This is a genomic window from Chromobacterium sphagni (assembly GCF_001855555.1).
GTDB lineage: Bacteria > Pseudomonadota > Gammaproteobacteria > Burkholderiales > Chromobacteriaceae > Chromobacterium > Chromobacterium sphagni.
Map to the genome: position 1 here is coordinate 629,790 of NZ_MKCT01000001.1, position 13,854 is coordinate 643,643.

Genomic DNA, 13,854 nt, shown 5'->3' on the forward strand with positions numbered 1-13,854 from the left:
AGCAGGCTGCCCCGCGCCGCGGCCGGTTTTCAGACTACGATGTTCACCAGGCGGCCCGGCACCACGATGATCTTCTTGGCCGGCTTGCCTTCCATGAACTTCTGCACGTTGTCGTGCGCCAGCGCCGCGGCCTCGATGACATCCTTGCCGGCGTCGGCGGCCACGGTGACGCTGCCGCGCAGCTTGCCGCACACCTGCACCATCAGCTCGATCTCGCTCTTCACCAATGCCGCCTCGTCCACCGCCGGCCAGGCCTGCGCCAGAATGTCGGTGCCAGGCTTGAGCTGGCTCCAGATGGCATCGGTGATGTGCGGCACGATGGGCGACAGCATGATGGCGACGGCTTCCAGCACTTCCTGCGCCACCGCGCGGCCGGCCGCGCCGCGGGTATCGGCCTTGTCGTAGGTATTGAGCAGCTCCATCACCGCGGCGATGGCGGTGTTGAATTGCTGGCGGCGGCCGTAGTCGTCGGCCACTTTCTGGATGGTGGCGTGCAGCTTGAAGCGCAGCTCTTTCTGGCTGGCGTTCAAGTCGCCGCCGGCGTACGGCGCGACCACGCCGGCCTCGACATGCTCGCGCGCCACTTTCCATAGCCGCTTGAGGAAGCGGAACGAGCCCTCCACCCCGGCGTCGGACCATTCCAGGCTTTGCTCCGGCGGCGCGGCGAACATCATGAACAGGCGCGCGGTGTCGGCGCCGTAGTTCTCGATGAATTCCTGCGGGTCGACGCCGTTATTCTTGGACTTGGACATCTTCTCCACCCCGCCCACCACCACCGGCAGGCCGTCGACGCGGTGCGTGGCGCCGACGATCTTGCCCTTGGCGTCGCGTTCCAGCACCACGTCCTGCGGCGCGATCCAGTCCTTGCTGCCGTTGGGCAGGTCGCGATAGAAGGTTTCGCAGATCACCATGCCCTGGCACAACAGCTTCTTGAACGGCTCGTCGGTGGAGACCAGGCCTTCATCGCGCATCAGCTTGTTGAAGAAGCGCGCGTACAACAGGTGCAGGATGGCGTGTTCGATGCCGCCCACGTACTGGTCTACCGGCAGCCAGTAGTCGGCGGCCTGCTTGTCCACCATCGCGGTGTCGCAATTGGGGCTGGCGTAGCGCGCGTAATACCAGCTGGACTCCACGAAGGTGTCCATGGTGTCAGTCTCGCGCTTGGCCGCGCCGCCGCATTTCGGGCAGCTGGTCTCGTAGAATTCCGGCATCTTGGCCAGCGACGAGCCGCTGCCGTCCGGGATGACGTTTTCCGGCAGCACCACCGGCAGCTGATCGGCCGGCACCGGCACGTCGCCGCAAACCGCGCAATGAATGATGGGAATCGGGCAGCCCCAGTAGCGCTGGCGGCTGATGCCCCAGTCGCGCAGGCGGTATTGGGTTTTTTTCTGGCCGGCGTTCTTGGCCTGCAGGTCGCCGATGATGGCGTCGAAAGCCGCCTGGTAGCCCAGTCCGTCGTATTTGCCGGAATTGACGGTATGGACGGTGTCGTCCTTGGCGCCATACCACTCCTGCCATTGCGTCGCGTCGTAGCCGCCGTCGCCTGCGATCTTGGCGATCACCTGCTTGATCGGCAGCGAGTATTTGTTGGCGAACTCGAAGTCGCGCTCGTCGTGCGCCGGCACCGCCATCACCGCGCCCTCGCCGTAGCCGGACAAGACGTAGTTGGCAATCCATACCGGCAGCTTTTCGCCAGTCAGCGGATGGATGACGAACAGGCCGGTGTCCATGCCCTTCTTTTCCATCTTGGCCACATCGGCCTCGGCCACCGAGCCAGCCTTGCATTCGGCGATGAAGGCTTGCAGCTCCGGCTTGCCGGCTGCGGCCTGGGCCGCCAGCGCGTGCTCGGCGGCGACGGCGACGTAGGTGGCGCCCATCAGCGTGTCCGGACGGGTGGTGTAGACCTTCATCACGCCTTCGTGACCGACGCTCGCCACGTCGTAGGCGAAGGACACGTCGGAGCCATGGCTCTTGCCTATCCAGTTGCGCTGCATGGTCTTGACCTGTTCCGGCCAGTCTTCCAGCTTGTCCAGGTCGTTCAGCAATTCTTCGGCGTACTGGGTGATGCCGAAGTAGTACATCGGGATTTCGCGCTTTTCCACCAGCGCGCCGGAGCGCCAGCCGCGGCCGTCGACCACCTGCTCGTTGGCCAGCACGGTCTGGTCCACCGGGTCCCAGTTGACCATGCCGTTCTTCTTGTAGATCACACCCTTTTCAAACAGACGGGTGAACAGCCACTGCTCCCAGCGGTAGTAGTTGGGCTTGCAGGTGGCCAGCTCGCGCTCCCAGTCCAGCGCGAAACCCAGGCTGTCCAGCTGGGTCTTCATGTATTCGATGTTGGCGTAGGTCCAAGCGGCCGGCGCGCCGCCGTTCTTCATCGCCGCGTTCTCGGCCGGCAGGCCGAAGGCGTCCCAGCCCATAGGCTGCAGCACGTTGAAGCCCTGGAAGCGCTTGAAGCGCGCCAGCACGTCGGTGATGGTGTAGTTGCGCACATGGCCCATGTGCAGCTTGCCGGACGGATACGGGAACATCGACAGCGCGTAGTACTTGGGACGGGAAACGTCTTCCACCGCCTTGAAGGCTGCGGTTTTCTGCCATTTCTGCTGCGCGGCGCTTTCCAGCTCGCGCGGGGAGTAGTGTTCTTGCATGTCCGGTGTCTTTTTTATTCAGAAATTCGGGAAGAATGACTCGATTATATCGGCAAAAGCGGTAAAAAGGGGACGGGATGAAATGGACAGGATGTCCGATTTCTTTACAAAAACAAGGCGTTCATAGCAGGCGGTATAGCATCTCGCTGGCCATCGCCGCCATCAGCAGCGCGAACGCCTTCTTCAGCCGCGCCACCGGCAGCCGGTGCGCCATCCGGGCGCCGAACGGCGCCAGCAGCACCGTCATCGCCATCAGCGCCGGCATGGCCGGCAGATAGACGAAGCCCGCGCTGCCCCAGGGCAGGCCGGTGGCCGTCCAGCCGCTGATCAGGTAGCCGAGCGCGCCGGAGACCGCGATCGGCCAGCCGAGCGCGGCGCTGGTGCCGATGGCGCTGGGCACCGGCACATTGCACCAGCTCATGAAAGGCACGCTCATCGAGCCGCCGCCTATCCCCACCCAGCTGGAAACCATGCCGATGACGCCTCCCGCCGCGCCTTGGCCGGCCCAGCCCGGCATCTCGCGCCCGGCGGCCGGCTGGCGGCCGATCAGCATCTGCGCCGCCACCGCGTAGGCATAGACCACGAAGAACCAGCGCAGCGCCAGCCCGGGTACCCAGCCCGCCAGCAGGCTGCCGGCAAAGGTGCCCAGCACCATAGCCGGGGCCATGCCGCGCACGATGCGCCAATCCACCGCGCCTTTGCGATGGTGGGCGCGCACGCTGGACGCGCTGGTGAACACCATCACCGCCAGAGAAGTCCCCACCGCCAGGTGCTGCGCATGCTCGCCGCCCAGCGCCGCGGCGGACAACACGCCCGCCAGCACCGGCACGATGACCAGCCCGCCGCCGACGCCCAGCAAGCCGGCGAGGAAACCGGCGACGGCGCCGCAGGCCAGCAGCGCGGCGATCAAGGGCAGGCTCAACATCCGAGCACTTGCGCAGTCAGATAGGCCCATTCCTCGGCGCTGACCGGCGTGATGGACAAGCGGTTGCCGCGCTTGAGCACCGCCATGCCGTCCAGCGCCGGATGCGCGCGCAGCTCGGCCGGCGGCACCAGCCGCGTCTTTTTCACGAAGCGCACGTCCACGCACTGCCAGCGCGGGCTGGCCGGATCGGATTTGGGGTCGTGATAGGGGCTGTCGGGGTCGAACTGGCTGGAATCGGGGTGGGCGGCCGCCGCCACCTCCGCGATGCCGGCGATGCCCGGCTCCGGGCAGGACGAGTGCCAGAACAGCAGCAGGTCGCCCGGCCGCATGTCGTCGCGCATGAAGTTGCGCGCCTGGTAATTGCGCACGCCGGTCCATTCGAACAGCCGCAGCGGTTCCGCGGCCAGGTGGTCGATCGAGGTTTCGTCCGGTTCGGACTTCATCAGCCAGTAGCGCATGGGCAATATCTGTTAATCGCTGAGCAAAAGGAGAAAGACTTGCTCAATCTTACTGGAAAGATTGCGGCGTATGCTGATTTCAACCGGATCCGCGCGTGGTCCGGCCCATAGCAGAATCGGGAGAACGAAAATGAAACAATGGATCCTGGCCATCGCCGTGATCGGCAGCCTGAGCGGCTGTGTGGTGGAGCCGCCGCGAGTGGGCATCGCGCCCGTCGTGGTGAGGCCCGCGGTGGTGGTGCCGGTGGCGCCGGCCTACTATTATTACGGCCCGCACTACGGCTGGCGCTGAGCCGCGCCCATCCGGGTCAGGATGGCCGGTAAAACCATAACCATGCATAGGGCAGCGCCAGATTGGCCAGCGCCGCCAGCCGGTAGATCAGCAGGAAAGGCTGCTTGCGGGTCTTGTGGCGGAAACAGCGCTGCGCCAGAAAAGCGGCCGGCCAGCCGCCGGCCAGATGCAACAGCTGCAGCCTGGCCTCCGGTATGCGCCAGGCGCCGCGCAAGGCGGCGCGTTTGTCCCACCAGTAGGCGGCGAATGTCGGCAACGCCGCCAGCGCGCAAGGCAGCCACCACCACCAACTGAGCTTGCCCAGCAGGCTGGCGGCCAGCAGCGGCAGCAATAGCAGCGGCATCAATCCTCTCCCCGCGCGCTCAGCCGCCGCAGGCCCGACTCGGTCAAAAGATAGTCCAGACGAATGTCCCAGGGTTCGCGCGGCAGCGCCGCCACCCGCTGGCAATCGAAAGCCACGCCCACCAGCAGCGGCTTGCCGTGCAGGGCGTGGCGACGGCGGAAGGCCAGCGTGCTGTCGTAAAATCCGCCGCCCTGCCCTATCCGGTAACCATCGCCGTCTATCCCCAGCAAGGGCACGAACACCACGTCCAGCCGTTCGGCGCGCAAGCGGGCGCCGGCGTATTCCAGAATGCGGTAGCGGGGATGCAGATACCAGCGGTCCGCCGCGCCCAGCCGGGTGAACCACAGCCGGCGGCCGCGGCGCGGAATCTGCGGCAGATAGACCCGCGCGCGGCGCCACAAGGCGGCATTCAGCAAGGCGGCCAGATCCAGCTCGGAACCGGCGGCCAGATAGCCGCCTATGCGCTTGCCGCGCCTCAAGAGGCGCGAGGCGTGACGGGCGATGGCCTGCGTCGCGGCGGCGCGATAGGCCGGCGTCAAGGCCATGCGGGCGCGTCGGAGCTCACGGCGCAGCGCCGGCTTATCGATTTTTTGGGAGATATCGGTCATGGGGGGGAGACCCCCGCGAGTGCCGTTCGGGCTAAATTCGCTTGTACCCTGTTTCCAGGATGGGCCGCCTGCCAGACATTTCGGGCGCGTTCACGAAGGAACGCGGCACGCCCATGTCTCACGCTGGCAACCAGAAGCGAACGCATTGGTACAAAGGAATTGTGCGCCGTCACGAGCACCGCAGGGGATAAACTGACCTGTAGTGCGAGCCTGAAACCGGCTGTCGCTAGAACAGCGGTTGCTGACTCTGGCGAAGCGCGGCATCCGCCGCTTCGCCCATATCGCGTATCTTACGCTGAAACGCCGCCATCTCCAAGCCCTCGCCCACTTTTGTTTTCAGCAGGTCGTGCGCGATGTTGAGCGCGGCCATGATGGCGATCTTGTCGGCGTCCATCACCTTGCCGTGCTGCTGGATGGTGGAGATCTTGCCCTCCAGCAGACGCACCGCCTCCAACAGGGTTTCCTGCTCGCCTTGCGGCGTGCCGATGGTGAAATGACGGCCCAACAGTTCGATCTCGACCTGAACCACGTCGCTCATTGCTCATCCTCCGGCGCGCCCGGCAGGCGGGCCACCAGGGCCGCCACCCGGCTGCGGGTTTCGTTGACGCGGAAATTCAGCTCGGCATTTTCCTTCAGCGCTTCGGACAGCGCCTCGGCAAAGCGGCCGTTCTGGGTTTCCAACTCCCGGATGCGGGCGATCAGCGCCGCGACGCGGGATTCCAGATATTCCAGTTCATTGTCCATGCCGGCGAGGATAACGGGCGGCTAGTTGGGCGTCAAACCCAGCCGCTGGCGCGCGGCGTCAAGCCGCTCGCACAAGGCGGCTGCGCCCTCCACCAACCGCGGCCCGGGAATGCTGATGGCGTCGCCCGGCAGCGCGAACAGCGCCGCGTGGGCCACTGCCGGCACGCCGCCCCAACGCCGCCACATCGCCAGCGTCGCCTCGTCGGCCGCCAGGATGGCCTGTGGCTGCGCCGCCACGACCGAGGCGGTGGACACTTGCGGCGCCGGCAGCGGCAGGTCGGCAAACACATTGACCCCGCCGCAGATGCGGATCAGCGCATCGATATAGCTCTTGCCGCTGATGGTGAAAATCGGCGTCTGGCTCAACTGGTAAAACACCCGCACCGGCGCGCGGCCGCCGTAGCGCTGCTGCAGCGCCGCCAGCCGCTGCCGGTATTGGGCGGCGGCCCGCACCGCGGTCGCCTCGGTGCCGGACAGCCGGCCCAGCTCGCCGATTTCCAGCGCCACATCGCCCGGCTGCAGCGGGTGGCTGATGAACACCGGCACGCCCATGCGCCGCAGGCGCTCCAGTTCGCGTGGCGTGCCGCCGTCCCGCCAGGCCACCACCAGGTCCGGGCGCTGGCGCAACACCGCCTCCAGGCTGAAGCCGGTGAAGCCGCCTACCCGCGGCAGCTTTTTCGCTGCATCCGGGTGGTCGCTGTATTCGACGGTGGCCACGACCCTATCTCCGGCGCCGGCCGCGAACAGCAGCTCCGTCGCATGCGGCGCCAGGCTGACGATGCGCCGCGCCGGCTGCGGCAACGTCACCACGTTTCCAGCGCCATCCGTCACGCTGATGGCGGCCTGCGCGATGCCCGCCAGCAACAGGCCCAGCAGGCCCAGCCAATGTTTCATTCCACGTTTCCCTTCAAGGCCAGCGGCAGGCCGCAGGCCATCAGCGTCACCCGGTCGCAACGCGCCGCCGCCTGCTGGTTGAGCCGCCCCAGCTCGTCGACGAAGCGGCGGGTTTCTGCATCCCCGGCCACCACGCCCCAGCCCACCTCGTTGCTGACCAGCAGGATTTCGCCGCGCCCTTGCTCCAGCGCCGCCAGCAGCGCATCGCGCTCGGCATCATAGCCGGGTTGATCGAAGCCTTCGGCGCCGAAGAAACGCATCAGCCACATGCCCAGGCAATCGACCAGCAGCAAGCCGTCGATGCGGTCATGGGCGGCGATGACGGCCGCCAGGCCGCGGCCGGCCTCGCCCAGCTGCCAGTGCGCCGGCCGTTGCGCGCGGTGCCGTTCCACCCTGGCAGCGAATTCGGCGTCGCGCACCTCGGCGGTGGCCAGATAGCGCACCGGGCCGCGATGCCGGCGCGCCAGGCTTTCCGCATAAGCGCTCTTGCCGCTGCGGGCGCCGCCGCTGATCAGATGGGGCATGGTTTATACCTTTACTGGCTGTAACGCACACCGAGGAAGGCCCCCAAGCCGCCGGTGTTGTAGCCATAGACAGTTTGATACTCGCGATCAAACAGGTTTTCCACCCTAGCAGTGGCGGTCCAGCTCTTGGCGAAATGGTAATCGACATAGGCGTTGGTCACGCCATAGCCATGCAACGTCACATTGGAATAATTGTCGTAGCGAACCGAGGCGATCTGCTGCTCCACACCGGTCGTCCAGCGTCCCCAATCACGGCTGGCGGTGAAGTTGGCGCTTTGGCGCGGCCGGAAAGCCAGCCATTGACCAGTCGAGTCGTCGCGGGCGTCCAGCAGGGTGACGTTGCCGCTCAGATCAACATCCGCCAACTTGGTCTGCCCCTCCAAGCTCAAACCACGGATGGTTGCGTGTTTGATATTCAGCGAAGTGCTGATGCCATTGCCCAGCGAGCCAGAGGAGATCAGATTGCTGATCTGGTTATGGAAACCTGTCAGACGGAAGGAGCTACCCTGATGCCGATATTCCAGCCCCAGCTCGGTATTGATCGAGCTCTCCGGCTTCAGATTAGGGTTGCCCTGATAACCGTAGGCCAGCGGGTAGTAGAGGTCATTGAAGGTCGGCGCCTTGTAAGCCGTACCATACCCGGCCCGAATCTGCCAGCCTTCGGCGAAACGATAGCCATAATCGACCTTGCCGGTGGTCTTGCCGCCAAACTGGTCATCATGATCGCGCCGCACGCTGGCTTGCAGCAGGTATTTATCCAGGTCCAACTGATAAGTCAGGAAACCGGCGTTGGTGCTGCGCGTATTCTTGGTAAACACGCTATCGCTTTCGACTTTCTGATCGCCATGCGTGGCTCCCAGTATGAACTTGCCGAAATCAGTCGACAGGTCATTTTGCCACAACCACTCGTTCTGTGTGGTCTGGTACAGGCTGTTGCGCTGGCCACCAGTGACGTCGCTGAAGGTTTCCTGCTTATCCTGGCTGTGGCTGAAACGCAGCGTACTGGTCCAGATATCGGTGAACTGATTTTTCGACTCTAGACTCTGGCCAGTCAGCCGGGTCTTAGTCCAATCCTGGCCAATGGGGTTCTGATCAAAGTCGGCCTTGGCAAAGCTCTGGAATAGCCGCACCGTCAGATCGTGGCCCGGCGCAAGCGTTTGGGTCAGATTGGCGCTGTAGCTATCCGTGTTGTAGCCATCATTGTCCGGATTATAAGAATAAGCATTGCTCGGATTGGTAGCCGAGAAACCATCCGACTGCGCATGGCTCAACTGCAGGCTATAAGCCGTATTGCCTTGCACCCCCGCAACACCGGCGGTCAGTTTGCCAGTGCCGCGATTGCCTACCTCAAGACCCGCGTTGAAATGCGGCTCGCCCTCGCCCCTGCGGCTAATGATCTGGATCACGCCGCCTATCGCATCGGCGCCATACAGGCTGGAAGCCGGGCCGCGCAGGATCTCAATGCGTTCGATCTGCTCCAACGGAATGCTCTGGATTGCCGTCGTACCAGAAGTAGCCGAAGAAATACGCACCCCATCCACCAACACCACCGTATGGCTGCTGTTGGTCCCGCGCATGAAGATATTGCTGAGGGTTCCTGGGCCGCCATTGCCAGTGATTGTTATCGCAGCCTGGCGCGACAACACCTGCTGCAGAGTCTGCGCGCCGCTCTCCTCGATTTCCTCGCGGGTGATCACGGTGGCGTCGGCTAGGGTCTTGGATAAGGGCTGGGGAGCGCGGCTGGCGGTGACGATCACCGGATCGCCGGCGAATTCGGGCAGATCGGCGGCCTGGGCAAGGCCGGCGCAGGCCATCGCCACCAGGGCGGCGCAGGTTTGAGGCTTGAACATGAAACACACTCCACGGTTTGAACAGTGTCCCGCCTGGCGGGAAATCGCGAGTGCGAAGAGGATATGACTTGAGAGCGCGCCGCGGCGATGCCGGACCGTCTGTCGGATCGCCTCCCCGCGATACTCCAGTAGCCGTCCGGCTTCCATCCGGACGTTGCTGCAGGCCGGTCTCCGGGCTTGGTCCTGCCAGCGGCATGCCTTCCCGTCGAAACCGACAGTGGCGTGTGAATGCCGCCTGGGCGCGTGGCGCCAGACCTTACCGTTGCGGGGGCAGCGCCGGATTGTCCACCGGCTTCCCGTTTCACCCGCGCGCCTGATTTGGCGGCTGCGGGCACCTGCAAGCGGCGGATTATACCTTGCCGGGCTTATGGCGGCATCGCTCAAGCGGTAATATGCTTAGAGTCCAAACCGCCGGTGCCGGCGGCAGGCATATTTCATCGATCACCGGGCCTCTCGGCCCCGTCTTCCAGCAGGCTCGACCATGAACAGCAGCAAACCCCTGGACCTCTCCGCCCGCAACGCCGCCCGTAGCCGCCAGGCCATACTCACCAAGCCGCCCGGCAGCCTGGGCCAACTGGAGGAGCTGGCCTGCCGCTTCGCCGCCTGGCAAGGCCGCGCCTGCCCCGAGCCGCTGCGACCCGCCATCACCGTGTTCGCCGGCGACCACGGCGTCACCGTCGAAGGCGTATCCGCCTTTCCGGCCGAAGTCACCGCCGCGATGGTGCGCAACTTCGCCAATGGCGGCGCGGCCATTTGCGTACTGGCCCGCGCGCTGGACGCCAGGCTGGAAGTCGTCGACGTGGGCGTGGCCGGCGACGTGGCCGCCTTGCCCATCGTCCACGCCAAGGTGCGCGCCGGCAGCCACAATCTGGCCAAGCAGTCGGCGCTTAGCGCCGAGGACACCCTGGCCGCGCTGGAGGCCGGCCGCGCCGCCGCCCGCCGCGCGGTGGAGGCCGGCGCCAACCTGCTGATCGCCGGCGACATGGGCATAGGCAACACCACCGCCTCCGCCGCGCTGATCTGCCGCCTCACCGGCGCCGCGCCGGAACTGGTGGTGGGCCGCGGCACCGGCGTGGACGATGCCGGCCTGGCCAACAAGCGCCGGGTGGTGAAGACCGCGCTGGCGCGGGTCGCCTGGGAAAACCTCAGCGGCCAGGACACGCTGGCTGAGCTGGGCGGACTGGAAATCGCCGCGATGGCCGGCTTCTATCTGGAAGGCGCCCGCCTGGGCGTGCCCTCGCTGGTGGACGGCTTCATCGCCAGCGCCGCCGCGCTGTGCGCCAAGTCGATGGAGCCGTCGCTGCACGACTGGCTGCTGGCCAGCCACCGCTCGGCGGAGTCCGGCCACGATCTGGCGCTGGCGGCGCTGCAGCTGCATCCGCTGCTGGATCTGGGGCTGCGGCTGGGCGAGGGCTCCGGCGCCGCGCTGTGCGTGCCGCTGCTGCAAATGGCGGTGAGACTGCACAACGAGATGGCCACCTTCGCCGAGGCGGGCATCAGCGGCCAATCGGCATGAATCCGTACACCCTCACCCTGCTGCGCCATGGCGAGATCGACCACGACGGCCGCCTGATCGGCCTGACCGACCTGCCGCTGACCGAACACGGCCAACAGCAGCTGGCGCGCAGCTGGCAGCGCATCAGCAGCCTGGCGCCGGTGACCGCCATCGCCAGCTCGCCGTTGCAGCGCTGCCGCGAATTCGCGGTGCGCCAGGCGCTCTCCGGCTCGCTGGCCCTTAAAGTGGACCCGCGCTTCGCCGAAATCGACTTTGGCGACTGGGACGGCCAGCCGCTGGCAGAGCTGGAACACCAGCATCCCGACTGGAGGCAGCAACTGGCCGACGGCGGCTTCACCCCGCCCGGTGGCGAAAGCTACGAGCAGTTCCGCACCCGGGTGCTGGCCGGCCTGTCCGAATGGATGACCACCGCGCGCGGCAGCCACCGCCTGCTGGTGACCCACGGCGGCGTGATCACGGTGCTGATGGCGGAGCTGCTGGGCACCGACTTCTCCGTCGCCAAGCTGATGACGGTGCAGCGCGGCGGCTTCGTTCAGCTGTCGATGCTGGAAGACCATCCAGCCTATCTGCTGCGGCTGGAGTCCTCATGCGTGGACTGATCCTGGCGGTGCAGTTCCTCACCCGGCTGCCCACCCCGCAGCTGGCGGATTTCCGCCCGGAATGGCTGGCCGCCAGCGCGCGCTGGTTTCCGGCAGTGGGCCTGATCATAGGCGCGCTGCTGCTGGCAGCAATGCGGCTTGGCGCCCAGGTCGACCCTTGGCTGGCGGCGCTGCTGGCCTTGCTCGCCTGGGTCGCCATCACCGGCGGCCTGCACCTGGACGGCCTGGCCGACCTCTCCGACGCGCTAGGCGCGGCGCACCGCTCGCGCGAGCGCTTTTTCGAGGTGCTGAAAGACCCGCATCTGGGCAGCTTCGGCGTGCTGTCGCTGTTGCTGGCGGTGATAGCCAAGCTGGTGCTGCTGATGCTGATCGCCCGCGGCGGCTCTCCCGCCTGGGGCCTGCTCTTGGTTCCAGCCTGGGCGCGCGCCTTCGCGGTGTTCTGGTCGGCCACGCTGCCGGCGCTGGCGCCGGGCAGCGGCGAACGTTTCGCTTGGCGCAAGGATTGGGCCGGCATGGCCCTCAATGGCGCCGCCCTCATGGCGCTGTCGGCCTGGCTGGCGCCGGCGCTGCTGCTGGCGCCACTGGCGGGCCTGGCTTGGCGCGCGTATCTGCAGCGCAAACTGGGCGGCATGACCGGCGACTGCCTGGGCGCGGGCGTGGAGGTGTGCGAGATCGCGCTGCTGGGCTTGCTATTGTGCCGCGCCGCGCCGCATCTGGCCTGAGGCGGCGCTCAGTCGTCGGCGTCGACCTTGGGCGGCACATCCTGGCGCTTGCCGCTGAAGATCGCGTAATCGTTGCGGCCGCGCCGCTTCACCTCGTACATCCCGCGGTCGGCGTTGCAGCGCAGATCGCTGGCGGTGTCGCCGTGCTCGGGGTAGAAGGCGATGCCGATGCTGGCGCCCACCCGCGCCTGCCGCTCCGGCCCCAGCGCAATCGGCGCGGCGGCGGCCTCCAGCATCTGCCCGGCCAGCGCCACCGCGCGCGGAACCGCCTCGCCGCCGCTCAACACCACCATGAACTCGTCGCCGCCCAGCCGCACCAGCAATTCGTCCTGGACCAGCAGGGCGCGCAGGCGGCGCGCCACCTCTTTCAGCACCGCATCGCCCGCCTCATGGCCGTAGCTGTCGTTGATCAGCTTGAAATGGTCGAGATCCAGCATCATCACCGCCAGCGAGTGATGGGAGGCGGCCGCCTGCGCCACGCGCCGCGTCAGCAACTGCTCGCCGGCCAGGCGGCTGTAGACCCCGGTCAGGTGATCGTAGTCCGCCATCCGCCGCATCACCTCCTCCGAGGCCTTGCGTTCGCTGATATCGTAGAACAGGCACTGGTACAGCTGGCGGCCATCGTCATCCAGGCATGCGCTCACGATCGCATGCAGCCAGCCGCGGCCGGTTTGCAGATCCTCCGCCATCGGCGCGCCGCTGCGGCGGCTCTCGTCGGCGCGCAGCCACAGCCGCTGCGGCTGCAGCAGCAACTCGGGAATCCACTCTCCCTGCTCATCCGGCGCCACCTCCCGCCCCAGCAATAGCCGGAACGCCGGATTGGACAACAGCAGCTTGCCATTGCCGTCCATCAGCAGGATGGCGACGCCGGCATGCTCGAACACGCCGCGAAAGCGCTTTTCCAGCAAGCGCAGATGCTCTCGCAGGCCTCTCTCGATATTCACCACCATCTGCACGGTGTTGAGCAGGCCGTTGATGTCGTCGGTCAGCCGCTTCAGTTCGCTGCCGCGCAAGCGCGCGCGCAAGGACAGCCGCTCCGATGAACCGGGCAGGATGCGATGCAATCGGGAGGACAAGCCCGCCAATGGACGGCTTACCAGGCCACTGGCCGCTAGGTAGACCGTGAGCGCGACGATCAGCGCCTGCCCCGCCAGCAACAGTCCCGCATGCCAGGCATTGAGCCGCGCCTGCTCGGCCATCCGCGGCAGGTCCGGCTCGACCTCCAGCCAGCCGGACGCTTCGCCAGAGGCGGAGGGCGACGGCAAGGCCAGCCAATGCCGCAGTTGATGCCGGCTCAGACCGGCGCGGACATCCAGCCCATTGCGACCGGTGAGGCGGGCATAGCGCACCAAGTCGCTGCTCGTCAGGCTAGCCACCACCTCCGCGGCGAGCGGCCGGTTGCCGCTGGCAGCAGCCGCCGCCGCCGGCCTGCGCAATACCGCCATCAGCTGCAGCACCGCGCGCTCGCCATCAGCCTGCGACGCCCGGCAACTATCCAGATACCCCCACCAGACCGACAGCATCGACAGCAGCAGGGCCATCGCCCCCGCCAACAACGCCAGTCTCAAGTGTATGGTCCACGCTATTCTCACCTCCGCTCCCATCGCTGCGGCAGCTTGCCTGCGTCGCGGCTACCGGTCCCGGCAATCAATCCCCTGTCATTTCTTCCGCCTACCATTCAACATAGCCCTCTTTTGGCGCGCCATGAAAAAACCACCCCGCGGGGTGGTC

General features: G+C 66.4%; 15 protein-coding genes, 1 other RNA gene and 1 riboswitch. Of the genes, 4 read left to right on the forward strand and 12 right to left on the reverse strand.

Going from position 1 to position 13,854, the window contains the following annotated elements; all coding sequences use genetic code 11:
* Positions 1 to 29: 29 nt before the first annotated feature.
* The 3 genes from leuS to BI344_RS03050 form a co-directional block, all read right to left on the reverse strand.
* Positions 30 to 2,648 (reverse strand): leucine--tRNA ligase, encoded by a 2,619-nt coding sequence (gene leuS, locus BI344_RS03040; protein ID WP_071111473.1) that lies wholly within the window; start codon positions 2,646 to 2,648, stop codon positions 30 to 32.
* Positions 2,649 to 2,769: 121 nt separating this feature from the next.
* Positions 2,770 to 3,573: a sulfite exporter TauE/SafE family protein gene (locus BI344_RS03045; protein WP_071111474.1), complete on the reverse strand. Its 804-nt coding sequence runs from the start codon at positions 3,571 to 3,573 to the stop codon at positions 2,770 to 2,772.
* On the reverse strand, positions 3,567 to 4,031 hold the full coding sequence (locus BI344_RS03050) for an EVE domain-containing protein (protein ID WP_071111475.1): 465 nt from the start codon (positions 4,029 to 4,031) through the stop codon (positions 3,567 to 3,569). The genes BI344_RS03045 and BI344_RS03050 overlap by 7 nt, the downstream gene beginning before the upstream one ends.
* Before the next feature lie 130 nt (positions 4,032 to 4,161).
* Between BI344_RS03050 and BI344_RS24280 the strand changes: the two genes are divergently transcribed.
* A complete protein-coding gene (locus BI344_RS24280; RefSeq protein WP_158021024.1) occupies positions 4,162 to 4,323 on the forward strand; it encodes a hypothetical protein in 162 nt (53 codons plus the stop codon).
* Positions 4,324 to 4,339: 16 nt separating this feature from the next.
* Here BI344_RS24280 and BI344_RS03055 read toward each other — a convergent pair whose 3' ends face one another.
* The 8 genes from BI344_RS03055 to BI344_RS03090 all read right to left on the reverse strand — a co-directional run bounded on the left by BI344_RS03055 (position 4,340) and on the right by BI344_RS03090 (position 9,433).
* The gene (locus tag BI344_RS03055; RefSeq protein ID WP_239690803.1) at positions 4,340 to 4,666 is read right to left on the reverse strand and encodes a DUF1294 domain-containing protein; all 327 of its coding nucleotides are present in this window, start codon (positions 4,664 to 4,666) and stop codon (positions 4,340 to 4,342) included.
* Positions 4,666 to 5,274, reverse strand: coding sequence for a 5-formyltetrahydrofolate cyclo-ligase (locus BI344_RS03060; RefSeq protein ID WP_071111477.1), 609 nt, complete (start codon positions 5,272 to 5,274; stop codon positions 4,666 to 4,668). The genes BI344_RS03055 and BI344_RS03060 overlap by 1 nt, the downstream gene beginning before the upstream one ends.
* Positions 5,275 to 5,280: 6 nt before the next feature.
* Positions 5,281 to 5,464: non-coding RNA, 6S RNA (gene ssrS, locus BI344_RS03065), on the reverse strand.
* A 36-nt stretch (positions 5,465 to 5,500) separates the two neighbouring features.
* A complete protein-coding gene (locus BI344_RS03070; RefSeq protein WP_071111478.1) occupies positions 5,501 to 5,812 on the reverse strand; it encodes a cell division protein ZapA in 312 nt (103 codons plus the stop codon).
* Positions 5,809 to 6,018, reverse strand: coding sequence for a hypothetical protein (locus BI344_RS03075; protein ID WP_043578911.1), 210 nt, complete (start codon positions 6,016 to 6,018; stop codon positions 5,809 to 5,811). The genes BI344_RS03070 and BI344_RS03075 overlap by 4 nt, the downstream gene beginning before the upstream one ends.
* A 21-nt stretch (positions 6,019 to 6,039) precedes the next feature.
* The gene (locus BI344_RS03080; protein WP_071111479.1) at positions 6,040 to 6,912 is read right to left on the reverse strand and encodes a cobalamin-binding protein; all 873 of its coding nucleotides are present in this window, start codon (positions 6,910 to 6,912) and stop codon (positions 6,040 to 6,042) included.
* Positions 6,909 to 7,436 carry a bifunctional adenosylcobinamide kinase/adenosylcobinamide-phosphate guanylyltransferase gene (gene cobU / locus BI344_RS03085; RefSeq protein WP_071111480.1) on the reverse strand — a complete coding sequence of 176 codons (528 nt, stop codon included), beginning with the start codon at positions 7,434 to 7,436 and terminating at the stop codon, positions 6,909 to 6,911. The genes BI344_RS03080 and cobU overlap by 4 nt, the downstream gene beginning before the upstream one ends.
* Before the next feature lie 11 nt (positions 7,437 to 7,447).
* Positions 7,448 to 9,433, reverse strand: a complete 1,986-nt coding sequence (locus tag BI344_RS03090) for a TonB-dependent receptor domain-containing protein (RefSeq protein WP_083338636.1) — start codon at positions 9,431 to 9,433, stop codon at positions 7,448 to 7,450.
* A riboswitch (cobalamin riboswitch) is annotated at positions 9,432 to 9,640 on the reverse strand. It overlaps the preceding gene by 2 nt.
* Positions 9,641 to 9,767: 127 nt before the next feature.
* On the opposite strand from BI344_RS03090, the gene cobT reads away from it, so the two are divergent.
* From cobT to cobS, 3 genes are read left to right on the forward strand one after another with little or no spacing between them, the layout of a single operon-like run.
* Positions 9,768 to 10,802 carry a nicotinate-nucleotide--dimethylbenzimidazole phosphoribosyltransferase gene (gene cobT / locus BI344_RS03095; protein WP_071111482.1) on the forward strand — a complete coding sequence of 345 codons (1,035 nt, stop codon included), beginning with the start codon at positions 9,768 to 9,770 and terminating at the stop codon, positions 10,800 to 10,802.
* Positions 10,799 to 11,401: a histidine phosphatase family protein gene (locus BI344_RS03100; protein ID WP_071111483.1), complete on the forward strand. Its 603-nt coding sequence runs from the start codon at positions 10,799 to 10,801 to the stop codon at positions 11,399 to 11,401. Before cobT ends, BI344_RS03100 begins: the two co-directional genes overlap by 4 nt.
* Positions 11,389 to 12,123: an adenosylcobinamide-GDP ribazoletransferase gene (gene cobS, locus BI344_RS03105; RefSeq protein WP_071111484.1), complete on the forward strand. Its 735-nt coding sequence runs from the start codon at positions 11,389 to 11,391 to the stop codon at positions 12,121 to 12,123. The genes BI344_RS03100 and cobS overlap by 13 nt, the downstream gene beginning before the upstream one ends.
* A gap of 8 nt (positions 12,124 to 12,131) precedes the next feature.
* On the opposite strand, the gene BI344_RS03110 is transcribed toward cobS, so the two are convergent.
* Positions 12,132 to 13,715, reverse strand: a complete 1,584-nt coding sequence (locus BI344_RS03110; protein WP_158021025.1) for a sensor domain-containing diguanylate cyclase — start codon at positions 13,713 to 13,715, stop codon at positions 12,132 to 12,134.
* Positions 13,716 to 13,854: the final 139 nt, after the last annotated feature.

Excerpts from the sequence above, each read along its gene's own strand:
- cobT (WP_071111482.1), top strand. The coding sequence starts at position 9,768 with ATGAACAGCAGCAAACCCCTGGACCTCTCCGCCCGCAACGCCGCCCGT.
- BI344_RS03100 (WP_071111483.1), top strand. The coding sequence starts at position 10,799 with ATGAATCCGTACACCCTCACCCTGCTGCGCCATGGCGAGATCGACCAC.
- BI344_RS03060 (WP_071111477.1), bottom strand. The coding sequence starts at position 5,274 with ATGACCGATATCTCCCAAAAAATCGATAAGCCGGCGCTGCGCCGTGAG.
- BI344_RS03045 (WP_071111474.1), bottom strand. The coding sequence starts at position 3,573 with ATGTTGAGCCTGCCCTTGATCGCCGCGCTGCTGGCCTGCGGCGCCGTC.
- cobU (WP_071111480.1), bottom strand. The coding sequence starts at position 7,436 with ATGCCCCATCTGATCAGCGGCGGCGCCCGCAGCGGCAAGAGCGCTTAT.
- BI344_RS03070 (WP_071111478.1), bottom strand. The coding sequence starts at position 5,812 with ATGAGCGACGTGGTTCAGGTCGAGATCGAACTGTTGGGCCGTCATTTC.
- BI344_RS03050 (WP_071111475.1), bottom strand. The coding sequence starts at position 4,031 with ATGCGCTACTGGCTGATGAAGTCCGAACCGGACGAAACCTCGATCGAC.
- leuS (WP_071111473.1), bottom strand. The coding sequence starts at position 2,648 with ATGCAAGAACACTACTCCCCGCGCGAGCTGGAAAGCGCCGCGCAGCAG.
- cobS (WP_071111484.1), top strand. The coding sequence starts at position 11,389 with ATGCGTGGACTGATCCTGGCGGTGCAGTTCCTCACCCGGCTGCCCACC.
- BI344_RS03075 (WP_043578911.1), bottom strand. The coding sequence starts at position 6,018 with ATGGACAATGAACTGGAATATCTGGAATCCCGCGTCGCGGCGCTGATC.
- BI344_RS24280 (WP_158021024.1), top strand. The coding sequence starts at position 4,162 with ATGAAACAATGGATCCTGGCCATCGCCGTGATCGGCAGCCTGAGCGGC.
- BI344_RS03080 (WP_071111479.1), bottom strand. The coding sequence starts at position 6,912 with ATGAAACATTGGCTGGGCCTGCTGGGCCTGTTGCTGGCGGGCATCGCG.
- BI344_RS03055 (WP_239690803.1), bottom strand. The coding sequence starts at position 4,666 with ATGCCGCTGCTATTGCTGCCGCTGCTGGCCGCCAGCCTGCTGGGCAAG.
- BI344_RS03090 (WP_083338636.1), bottom strand. The coding sequence starts at position 9,433 with ATGGAAGCCGGACGGCTACTGGAGTATCGCGGGGAGGCGATCCGACAG.